This is a genomic window from Paenibacillus aceris, assembly GCF_017874035.1.
Classification (GTDB): Bacteria; Bacillota; Bacilli; order Paenibacillales; family NBRC-103111; genus Paenibacillus_E; species Paenibacillus_E aceris.
In genome coordinates, this window is sequence record NZ_JAGGKV010000002.1 from 546695 (window position 1) to 558675 (window position 11981).

The window sequence follows — 11981 nt, forward strand, 5'->3', positions numbered from 1 at the left end:
CCATTACGATGGCTAAGTAATTGTCCATAGGTTGGTTTGGAAAATTGACAACTTCCACATTTGATCGTTTAGGAGACTTGAGCCATGAAGCATAGTTATGTATCTCATCTTTTTTGCCCGAAATGTGACACTCGATATACGATCGAGGACAAGCATCAATTGTGTACGTGTGGTTCTCCGCTTTTAGTTGCTTATGATATGGAAAGTTTAGCAGGGGCCTTAAATCCTGCCATGCTGCGTGACCGCGAACCGAGCTTATGGCGCTATCGGGAGCTGCTTCCAGTTCTTCATCCAGAGCATGTTGTCACGCTCGGTGAGGGCCTTACTCCGCTGCTTCCCATGCCAAACATCGGCGCGGACATGCAGATTCCCGGCCTGCTTATGAAGGACGAAGGATTGCTGCCAACCGGCTCTTTCAAGGCGCGAGGCGCAGCGGTCGGAATCTCTAAGGCCAAAGAGCTGGGCGTGACGGAACTCGCCATGCCAACCAATGGCAATGCTGGTGCTGCTTGGGCTTTGTACGCAGCGAGGGCAAAGATGAAGTCAACCGTCATCATGCCCATCGATGCTCCGCTCATTACCCGTAACGAATGTGCGATCTCCGGGTCCAATCTATACCTCGTTAACGGCCTCATCAGCGATGCAGGGCGAATTGTTGCGGATCTTGTACAATCGTACGGTCTCTATGATGCTTCTACGCTCAAAGAGCCATACCGTATCGAAGGCAAGAAGACGATGGGGCTGGAAATCGCCGAGCAGCTGGGCTGGAAGCTGCCTGACGTTATATTGTATCCGACTGGCGGCGGCGTGGGTTTAATTGGCATTTACAAAGCGCTAAAGGAGCTGCAAACCTTAGGGTGGGTTCAAGGAAAATTGCCGCGGCTTGTCGCCGTTCAAGCGGAAGGCTGCGCTCCAATCGTGAAGGCTTGGGATAACCAGGAGAAAGAATCTCAATTCTGGACAGCATCCAAGACTGTCGCCTTCGGTATTAACGTTCCGAAAGCGCTTGGCGATTTCTTAGTACTAGAGGCGGTTTATGCGACAGGAGGATGCGCGGTTTCCATTTCTGACGAGGAACTGCTGCAAGAACAACAGCGAGTGGCGGAGCTCGAAGGCGCGTTCGTATGCCCGGAGGGAGCGGCCACATTCGCAGCCGCAAGAAAGCTGAAGCAAACCGGCTGGATCGGTGAAAATGAGTGCGTCATCGCGCTGAACACGGGCGCAGGGATTAAATATCCGGACACCGTAAACGTGCAGGTTCCCGTATTGCAACCTGGGGAATGGATCACGCGATAGGGGCCGGAGGTGAATTCCAATTGAATAAAACGCTTTTCACGGACATGCAATTATTCGCGGCGGCACTCTCTCAAGTGAATGTCGCCGTGATCCAGCGAACTGCCGATGACATCCCTGTTTTTCTTGCTGTCGGCGTGATCAGAAAGTATACGCCATATGAAGTGCAGGTTGGCGAATACACTTATTTGCGGGAAGAAAGCGAGTTCCGCGTTGAAGAGGACTGAGCCCTCCGACAATTAGTAAAATGTCACTTCACAAAAAGACCCCAGTGGAATTATTTCATTCAAATAACTGTACATGGCTTCCTTCTCTCGATTTTGAAGACTTCTGGTGGCATAAAAATCAAAATAAATCAGACTTTCAGCTGCATCATATTTCACAAACGATAACTGACCGAATGGAAACAGCCGATTAATCGCCTCAATAATGCCATATTGATTCAAATTTCTACGCTTAGCGGTTTGGATAACAGCTTCCGGAATATCATGCTCGAGCGGCACTCTATCCGTTTGCACCATATGATAGGCTTTCACTTGGTAGTAAACATAGGGATACAAGTAACCGCTTGCATATTGCAGCAGGCACGCTGCGTCCTTATCTGTTAAGCGCAGGTCTTCATTCCATGCATAGATGGTCGCCTTATGTTTTTCAGGCGTATGAATCCGGACATATTTCAAATGCGGAAATCGATTTTTCACCAGCTGCTCCGATAATAAACGAGTTCCCACCATGATCACCCCTTCGGATTATTGGCCTTCCCTACAGCATATGCCATAAAAAAGAGGCAGCTAACCTTTTGCTGCGAAAAGGTAGCTGCCTCAACTTATTATCTTATTCAGGTACGGATAAACCAAGACCTTCTGCGATACGAATGCCGTATTCGGGATCTGCCTTATAGAAATGGCCGATCTGTCTCTGCTTGATTTCATCAGACTCAACAGGCTTCATTGCGCCAACAATCGTTTGTACAAGGCGTGTACGCTCATCCTCGCTTAGAAGCCGGTACAAATCGCCTGGCTGCGTATAGTGATCATGATGATCATATCCTACGCTGTCGGCTGAACCTGACACCTCAAATGGCGCGATTTTGCTGTCCGGCGACTCCTTCGGTCCCCCAAAGCTGTTCGGCTCGTAGTAGACCGAGCTCCCACCGTTATCATCCGAGCGCATTTGACCGTCCCGCTGGTAGGTGTTCACTTCGCTGCGCGGCCGGTTGATCGGCAATGCCTGATGATTCGCGCCAACCCGGTAACGATGCGCGTCCCCGTAGGCAAACAGGCGGCCTTGCAGCATTTTATCCGGTGAAACATCAATGCCAGGAACTAGCGTGCCCGGTGAAAATGTCGCCTGCTCAACCTCGGCAAAATAATTGTCCGGATTCCGGTCCAGCACCATGCGGCCTACTTCAATTAACGGATAGTCTTTCTGAGACCATACTTTCGTCACATCAAAAGGATCAAAGCGATACGTGTTCGCATCCTCGAGCGGCATGATCTGCACACACAGCTTCCAAGCCGGGAAATCTCCTTGAGCAATCGCATTGAACAAATCTTCCGTATGATAATCCGGATTGTCTGCCGCCAGCTGCGCCGCCACATCAGGCGATAAATTTTTAACCCCTTGCTCAGTTTTAAAATGATACTTCACCCATACGCCGACGCCTTCGCTATTTACCCATTTGAACGTATGACTGCCAAAGCCATGCATATGCCGCAGAGTCGCAGGAATCCCGCGATCTGACATCAGAATCGTCACTTGATGCAGCGACTCCGGCGATAGCGACCAGAAATCCCACACGGCATTAGGGTTTTTCAAATGCGTCTGCGGGTGGCGTTTTTGCGTATGAATGAAATCCGGAAATTTAATCGCATCGCGGATGAAAAACACAGGCGTGTTATTTCCAACCAAATCATAATTGCCTTCATCTGTGTAAAATTTCACCGCAAACCCGCGCGGATCCCGGACCGTGTCAGCAGAACCGTTTTCGCCGGCAACAGTCGAAAAACGCACGAACAGCGGCGTCCTCTTACCTACTTCAGCAAAAAGGCTAGCTTTCGTATACTTCGTCAAATCTTGTGTGACTTCAAAATAACCGTGCGCCCCGGCGCCTTTGGCATGTACGACCCGCTCCGGCACCCGTTCCCGGTTGAAGTGGGCCAATTTCTCCAACAGGTGAACATCTTGGATCAGTGTTGGCCCTCGCGCGCCTGCGGTTATGGAGTTTTGGTTATCCCCGACGGGAGCCCCCCAGCTGGTTGTTAGTTTGTTCTTTTCCGTGCTCATTGCTCAATCACCTCTTAAGTATAATTGTGAAGCTCCCGCTTAAGCGCTCTCATCGCTGACAGGATATGGATATGACAACTTTCTTTTGCCTCTTTCATATGTATTCGAGAACCTGTCTTGTTATGATGATCCAGGGGAACAATTGAAAAACCTGGCGGAAAGATCACAGATCTCCACCAGGTCCTCAATTTGACCGATTATTTTAAAATGTAGCTGGCTACTTCACTTAGATCCAGAATATCAATCACGCCGTCTGCGTGAACGTCAGCTTTGCTGTTCCAGTTAGGATCAGCGCTCGTTTGTCCGTAGTGGGCAGCAATGAAGGCTAAGTCACCGATACTCACGTCACCGGAATTGTTAACGTCGTATGCATGGCTAGTGTTCACTGAAGCTTGGAATGCGGACAGGGCGGCATTCAGCTCAGCAACCGCTTGCGTAATTTCGGTTTGAGTGACATCCGGATTCGCCTGAACAGCCTTGGCCTTCGCAATGGCAGCCAAAAGCACCGCTTTCGAGCCCATTGGATATTCCCCTTGACCGATACCTTCAACCGCTTGTGCGTAGCTCGCTTCTGCCGTGCTAATTAGCTCATTCAGCGAGGACAAGTCCGCATATCGAATCGTAATTGGTTTATCCACAGATTGGAAGGTCGTTTCTACACCTTCAGCATTTGCGACTTGTGCAGAGCTGTAGACGTTGGTAGCAACCGTGCTGCTGACCGGCTTAGCTCTTAACTGGAGCGATACCAATTCGCTATTGCCCGTCACGCCATAATCCGTTCCTAAGCTGGCTAGGATGATTCGCACCTTGCCAGGTGTACTGTACACATTCCCTACAACACTTACGCCTTCTTGCAAACCGGTTGCAGACACATATTCGAAGTAATCCGGATCATACGTAAAGCTCACATTCTGCGCTACGATCGGTTCCTTTATTCCGTTCAGCCCATATGTCAGCTTAATCGTCTCGCCCGGTTTCAGCGTGCTGCTGCCGCTTAAACTAATGCCTGGTTCTTGCGTTTCACCTGCAGGTACCGTAATATTCGGCATTGGCGGCTGAGTCATCCCGCCACCGAGATAATAACTTACATGAGGCGGCTGGTTGTAGCCGGTATTTTCACGGGCCACACCTAATCGGTAAACAGGATCATGCATAAGCGTATAGAAACGATAATCGGTTACATCGGTTGTCATATAAATGCGCAAAGCACTGCTGTCTTCCAGACGCCACATGGCTTCCTCGCGCCAGTCGCCGAATAAATCGGCTTGCAGACCCGGGTTCCCTTTTGTTCCATTGTTGGAGAAAGTCCCATTCGCTGACAGCAGCGTTTTTACTTGGGAATTCTCATAGTCCCATTTCAAAATGTTGCCGACACCGGTTAAAGTCGTATCGTTGTACGTATGATCAAGCAGCTCGCGCTGGAGATCACCGTCCCACCAAATAGCAAAGTTCGCAGGCGGGATATGCGTGGCTATCTCATTCCCTTTCACGTCGTACAAGCCTCCGGAAGTGCTGTTCCAGCCCCCTGCATCAATGGCCCAAGACTCAGCCCCTTTGTACCGAGGGTCGATATCCGCAGAAACACCACGTCCGACGTCATACGTCGTAGGTTTCCCCCAGATCAGCTCGCCTGTTTTCGCATCGCGGAATTCCATACCGGCACGGTTCGGCTTCTCCTCATGAACCTGGAACACCTCGTATCCAGGACGGTCCGGGTCCAAATCACTCAAGTGCATCGCATCGCCATGCCCTAATCCCGTTGTATACAGGCCTTTGCCATCGTTATCAACAGCCATTGCGCCATAAACAATTTCATCCTTGCCGTCACCGTCAACATCCGCAACGCTCAAGTTATGATTTCCTTGACCTGCGTAGCTGCCATTTCCGGGAGTGTCGGAATCAAACGTCCACACCTTGGACAGCTGTCCGTCTCTCCAGTTATAGGCGACCAGAACGGTTCTTGTGTAGTAGCCCCGGGCCATAATCAAACTCGGATGCTCGCCATCCAGATAGGCGATTGCTGCCAGAAAACGATCGACTCGGTTTCCGTACGTATCTCCCCAATTACCGACTGTTCCCCTTGGAGGTTCATAGGAGGTAGTGGTAAGCGTTTTGCCAGTAGCCCCTTCAAAGATGCTCATATACTCCGGTCCCGTTAAAATATAGCCGGATGAATTGCGATAATCCGCCGCCCCGTTTCCGAGCACAGTTCCGGCTCCATCGATGGTTCCGTCTGCCGTCTTCATCGCGACCTCGGCTTTGCCGTCCCCATCAAGATCGTACACCATAAATTGCGTGTAGTGAGCTCCCGCTCGGATGTTCTTGCCCAAATCAATGCGCCACAACTGCGTACCGTCCAGCTCATACGCATCGATAAATACGTTGCCTGTGTAACCGGACTGGGAGTTGTCCTTGGAATTGGATGGGTCCCATTTCACGACATATTCGTATTGTCCGTCACCATCCAAATCGCCGACACTGACGTCGTTCGCACTGTACGTGTAGGCGACCCCATCCGGTGTCGTGCCGCCAGCCGGTCTCTTTAACGGGATATCCAGATAATTCGTTCCCATGACAGATGCGCCGCTTGAAGCTGTTTGTTCAATCCCGCCCAGCACTGCTCGAACCGTATAGGTCGATTGAAGCGTACCTTCACTATCCAGGAAGTTGGTGCTCGATGTGATCGGTGTGCTGTTAATTTTCTGACCATCCCGGTACAGGTTGAATGAGATCGTACTAGGTTCAGTGCCCAGCAGCCTCCAGCCGACATATACACCATTACTCACTTTGATTGCGGTAACACCGCGCTCCAAACGTTCCATTTGGCGGTAGAAGATTTTTTTAACAGGTGAAATGGCGGTTGCCGTGAGATCGGATAGACCTGCTGTGTTTACGGCTGCGATTTTGTAATAATACGGAACATTCGTTGTCACGGATTGATCCACATAAGACGGAACCGAAGTTACTGCAATTTTACTATAGGTTCCCGTTTCGCTTGCCGATCTGTAAACATAGTAATAGGCAGCTCCTGCAGCTGTGTCCCACCCTAAGCTAACGGAATTCTCCGTCGCGCTCGAAACTTGGAAATGAGCTGGAGCAGCTGGTTTTTGCCCTGTGCTGTCTGCGACAGTTACTGTAAGGGGATCACTTTTAGGAGATTCATAACCTCCGCTAGTGTTCGATACCGCATACGTGTACGTTAATCCAAGCTCAACAGAGCTGTCCGAATAGGCGGTCCCGCTCGAAGTTCCGATTTTGGCATACTCCGTTTGGCCTTCTGCTTTCCTGTAAATGGTATATTCGCTAACGCCCTGCGCCGCATCCCAGCTAAGCTGTACGCTTGGTGCAGGTGTAACGCTCACACTGTCAACCTTGACTCCGCTCATGACAACAGCTGGCGTGATTTCGATGGCATTCACACGGCCGTCATTGCCGCCAATGTCAAAGTTCATCTGACCGTCTGCGACTGTTACTACAGCCGTGATATCCTGGAAGCTGCCGCTGGCTGTATTCGTACTGCCACGATTTACTCCTTCAATCGTAACAGCTGTCTTATTGCTTGCCGTTCCATCGCCTGCGCTTACTTTAACGAAATAATCCCCATTATCCATATCTACTTTAAAGGAAAAACTTTTATCAATGACAAAATCTCTTAACGTATCGCTATAACTGGCTCCACGATCCCTGCTAGCTATCGTTTTGCTCAAACCATATCCAAGTGTACTGCTGTACAACGTGGATTCGGATACTCTCGTAAACCCGGGTGCTACAGGACTTGTCGCCGTTCCAAAATCAAACAGGTAAGCATGCTGAGCTGCATAGCCAGTCTCGGGAAGCAGCGCTGCGCCTGAAAATAAGGTAAACGCCATCGATGCGCTTAGCAAAAGTGGAAACATTTTTTTCATCTTCATTATCACGTTCAACTACCTTTCGTTCGTTTGATGATTCAAAATGATCATAAGCAGCGAGAATCAAAACGCATATGCTAATTGAATCTCGTGAATGGATGAAGGGGAGGAACGCAGCGAATATCCTGCCTTCCTTCCCACGAAGTTGCCTATTTTACAGCTTACAAGTCATCATTCATAATCAAACGAGCCAGCATGGAGAGATCAACAATATCGATCACATGATCGTTATTGAGGTCAAATTTCTTCCAATCATTCCAATCTGTATCCGCCTGCGTTTTGCCGTATGCTTTCACCATGAGCGCTAAGTCGCCGACACTTGTTTTACCATCGTTTGTAAAGTCGCCAACAATGCTAGTAATTACAGCATTACGGAAGGCTTGCAATTTAGCGGAAAGCTCGGCAATGGCCTGATTAATCAGATCTTGCCCAATGGTTGGATCATTCGCTGCTTGAAGCGCTTTATCAATAGCTGCTTGCAGAATTGCTTTGGAACCAGCTGGATATTCACCGACATGACTGCCTTCAACAGCGGTGCTTATCACACCTTGTGCTTCTGCGATCAAGGCATTCAACTGCATCTTGTCACCAGAACCGATTTGAACAGCGTAGGAACCGCCTTGTAATTGCTGCTCCGTACCTTCTTTATTGGCAACAGTCAGTGCAGAGACAGAAGCCATTCCAACTCCGGATTGCACGGAGGCTTTGGCAGTCAAACCGATGCTAAACAAAGGACCATTCGGACGTGCTTGTTTGTCTCCGAAGTGAACGCCGAGAATCCGTAGCTTGCCAGGCGACATTTTATAATCAACCACTTTAAACGTATTCTCATCCAAGGAAACAGGAGGCGAATTGTTGATATCCAGCTTCGTTGTATCCACATCAATTGTGATATCTTCCGCTACAACTTCCGATGGCACATACTGCAAGCCATAAGTAACATTGAAGGATTGACCTGGAGCAACAGCGTCAGGACCGCTTAATGAAGCACCTGCCGCAAATGGCTTCAAGTTCGGAATAGGAACCTTGGACCAATCCGTGTCAGAGGCAAAATAAAAACTTGTATACGCCGGCTGATTGTACGCCGTGTTCTGTCTAGCAATCTCTGCCCGATATTGCGGATCATGCATCAACGTGTACAGTTTGTGATTCGTTTCCTCTGTGCTCATATAGATTCGGATGGCAGAGCTGTCTGATTTTCTTACGAGTAACTCTTCTCTCCAATCGCCGAAAATGTCTGCAACGAGCGACGGATTCCCTTTGGTGGAGTTATTCGTCGTTGTCCCTGTAGCAGTCAGCGCTCTAGCTCCTCCCCACACGTCGATCGTAGGTGTTGAGCCTTCCGCTCCGTTTACAATTTGCGTAGTCATGTTGCCGGCCCATTTGATGCTCATGTTTGTGCCTGGCAATGAAGTTCCTAACGTCGTGCCATTTGCCATTCGCAATGCGGTGGCCCATGTTTCGATTCCTCTTTTGGTCGTGTCTACGTCTCCAATCATGCCACGCCCAGTGTCTTTGCCTGTATAGGCGCCATAGATGGTCTCGCCTGTCTTGGCATCACGGAAAGAGTAGCCGTAAGGTACACTAGTTGCACCCTCATGAACCATGAAAATTTCTAAACCTGGACGGTCAGGGTCAATGTCAGTGACGTGAAGAGCATCCCCATGACCAAGCTCCGCATAAGTGCCTGCATTGGGTCCAGCGGATATCGTATCGCCGGAGCTGTATAATAATTTGCCATCATGGTCAATCGTCGAGGAGCCATAAACGATTTCTTGCTTGCCATCGCCGTCCACATCAGCGCTCGTCAAGGAGTGAGCGCCCTGCGTTGTGAGTGATGCGTAGGCAGGATTGGAGCCCAGTCTGCCGTGAGGAGTGTCGTTGAATGGGTTGGTCATTTTCACCCATCCGCTGTCTACGAACCAATACTCCTCTAAGTGCTTACCGTTCCAGCGGTAAGACACGATCGTACTTCTCGTATAGTAGCCTCTGGCAATAATCGCATATGGATTCGTGCCATCCAGATAAGATACGCCTGCCAAGAAACGGTCAACCCGATTGGCAGGTTCAATTCTTGCCAGCGCGTAATCTCCCCACATGAGTCCGTCATCTTCACGGCCCGGCTTGTAGTGGATCGTCTCCAGCTCCTTGCCACTCGCACCTTCAAACACCGATAAATACTCGGGACCATCTACAACAAACCCTTCGAACTCCCGCAATTTGTTATTCGTGCTGCGGCTAGGAGCATACACATCCATAAAATAATCCGCCAAAAGCTTGGCATCTCCTTCGGAAAGCGGATAGGAATATTGTTTGGCGATACCGAAGCACTCTTCCAAGGTTTTAGGCCACGAACCGTTAATCACCTCTGGGTGCTTATCCCAATTCATGAACATGTTGACCACGTGATCATAGTAGCCTTGTGCGCTCAAACGATAATCGTCAGTGTTAGAGTAACCTGCCGCAAGGTCTTCGCCCGGCATCGTAATGTACTTCGTGGATGTGACATTTCCCTGGGCATCGTAATTGCTAACTTTTGTGCCCGGCGCTGTTTTGAACATCATCTCTGATTTTCCGTCGCCATCGAAATCATAGACCATGAATTGTGTATAGTGTGCACCCGACCGGATATTTACCCCGAGATCAATGCGGTATAAAAGCGTCCCGTCAAACTTGTAGCAATCTACGTATGTATTCCCTGTATAGCCTTTTTGGGATACGTCTTTGGAGTTGGATGGGTCCCATTTGACGAAGTATTCGTACTGTCCGTCTCCATCAACATCGCCAACGCTCATGTCATTTGCTTTGTAGGTGTAGGCTTCGCCTTTCGGCGTCACGCCGTCTGCCGGCTTTTTCAAAGGCAAGTCATAGAAATTGTTGCCCCAAGGCGTAACGGATGCGCTTTTGTCCACTTCATTTCCGTTTGTGACCGCAGCTACATAGTAACGCGACGATGCCGTACCAGTGCTATCAAAATAGTTCGTGCTGCTGTCAATCGTAGCAATCTTTACGCCGTCTCTATACAAATTAAAGTTAGTCCCCGTTAGCCCCGTGCTAGAATAACCTGTAACCTCATTGCCGAGCAGCCGCCAACTAAGAAACACACCGTTGCCTTTGACAACAGCTGTCAAACCACGATCCAAATATTCCAGTTGAACTCCTGATGTTGTTGTTACCTGATTGCCTGACTGTTCATCGGCTGCTGCAGTTCCGACCATGCTGCTAAATAACACCATACAGCCTGCTGATATAGTAAGCGCTTTCTTTGCAATGCTGGATTTTCGCTTCGCCATGCTTTAAGTCACCATCCTCATCGGTTATGAATCGCGTTATTTGTCGAATATTGATACAATACGTCTCTTCCTGTGGATTGCGAGTCATTCATTTGTTGTTTTTACCCGTAAAATGTCGTATAATCAAGCGCGCCGTTGACCACTATAGGTCTTACGGCTTATTTCTCGGAATAACTTCCATAGTCATGACAAAAAAAGCAATAAAACTAACCTATAAAGCGATAAACATACATTATTTGAAGCATTTTATGCAAAGTCTCTTCAAAGCACATCTAACATAACCCCTACATGATTAGCTCGACAATGATCTTATTTGTACACTTTCAGTCTCCTTTCGTCGTACTTAGTGGCTTGATGATGCTTCGTCCATATTTCTGACTACCTCTAAAATGATACATTGTGTATTTTTTATTTACCAAATAAAAAACCGTTATTTTTGTTCAAGAAACAGTTATATTGTTGGAATATCGGATAGTAAAACTTATACTTTCTCTCCTGTAACGATGAGAAACATCGTTACTGCACGTGTGCGCCGCGGCGGAGCACCTGTAGCGATGTAAAACATCGCTGCATGCCGAAAAAGGCCAGGCAGTCTGGCCTTTTCTCTCCTGTAACGATGAGAAACACCGTTACTGCACGTGAGCGCCGCGGCGGAGCACCTGTAGCGATGTAAAACATCGCTGCATGCCGAAAAAGGCCAGGCAGTCTGGCCTTTTCTCTCCTGTAACGATGAGAAACACCGTTACTGCACGTGAGCGCCGCGGCGGAGCACCTGTAGCGATGTAAAGCATCGCTGCATGCCGAAAAAGGCGGGGCAGTCTGGCCTTTTCTCTCCTGTAACGATGAGAAACATCGTTACAGCACATGAGCGCCGCGGCAGAGCACCTGTAGCGATGTAAAGCATCGCTGCATGCCGAAAAAGGCGGGGCAGTCTGGCCTTTTCTCTCCTGTAACGATGAGAAACATCGTTACTGCCGTGAGCGCCGCCGCGGAGCACCTATAGCGATGTAAAACATCGCTGCATGCCGAAAAAGGCCAGGCAGTCTGGCCTTTTCTCTCCTGTAACGATGAGAAACATCGTTACTGCACGTGTGCGTCGCGGCGGAGCACCTGTAGCGATGTAAAACATCGCTGCATGCCGAAAAAGGCCAGGCAGTCTGGCCTTTTCTCTCCTGTAACGATGAGAAACATCGTTACTGCA

General features: G+C 49.2%; 7 protein-coding genes and 1 pseudogene. 2 read left to right on the plus strand and 6 right to left on the minus strand.

Features of this window, described 5'->3' with window-relative positions; genetic code table 11:
* Positions 1-84: 84 nt before the first annotated feature.
* Both J2Z65_RS06870 and J2Z65_RS06875 read left to right on the plus strand, forming a co-directional pair.
* Positions 85-1296, plus strand: coding sequence for a threonine synthase (locus tag J2Z65_RS06870; RefSeq protein ID WP_167053386.1), 1212 nt, complete (start codon positions 85-87; stop codon positions 1294-1296).
* A 20-nt stretch (positions 1297-1316) separates the two neighbouring features.
* Positions 1317-1520, plus strand: coding sequence for a hypothetical protein (locus J2Z65_RS06875; protein ID WP_167053384.1), 204 nt, complete (start codon positions 1317-1319; stop codon positions 1518-1520).
* A gap of 12 nt (positions 1521-1532) precedes the next feature.
* Here J2Z65_RS06875 and J2Z65_RS06880 read toward each other — a convergent pair whose 3' ends face one another.
* The 6 genes and pseudogenes from J2Z65_RS06880 to J2Z65_RS06900 all read right to left on the minus strand — a co-directional run.
* Positions 1533-2027: a hypothetical protein gene (locus J2Z65_RS06880; RefSeq protein WP_167053382.1), complete on the minus strand. Its 495-nt coding sequence runs from the start codon at positions 2025-2027 to the stop codon at positions 1533-1535.
* A 100-nt stretch (positions 2028-2127) separates the two neighbouring features.
* The gene (katA, locus tag J2Z65_RS06885) at positions 2128-3579 is read right to left on the minus strand and encodes a catalase KatA (RefSeq protein WP_167053380.1); all 1452 of its coding nucleotides are present in this window, start codon (positions 3577-3579) and stop codon (positions 2128-2130) included.
* Positions 3580-3776: 197 nt separating this feature from the next.
* Entirely contained in the window at positions 3777-7490 is a 3714-nt protein-coding gene (locus J2Z65_RS35665) for a rhamnogalacturonan lyase family protein (RefSeq protein WP_167053378.1), read from the minus strand.
* 158 nt (positions 7491-7648) lie between these two features.
* A complete protein-coding gene (locus tag J2Z65_RS35185; RefSeq protein ID WP_342357340.1) occupies positions 7649-8287 on the minus strand; it encodes a dockerin type I domain-containing protein in 639 nt (212 codons plus the stop codon).
* Between the two features lie 207 nt (positions 8288-8494).
* A pseudogene (locus J2Z65_RS06895) lies at positions 8495-10780 on the minus strand (rhamnogalacturonan lyase); the annotation flags it as partial.
* Between the two features lie 997 nt (positions 10781-11777).
* The coding region (locus J2Z65_RS06900) for a hypothetical protein (protein ID WP_209855783.1) at positions 11778-11981 on the minus strand (204 nt) is incomplete at its 5' end.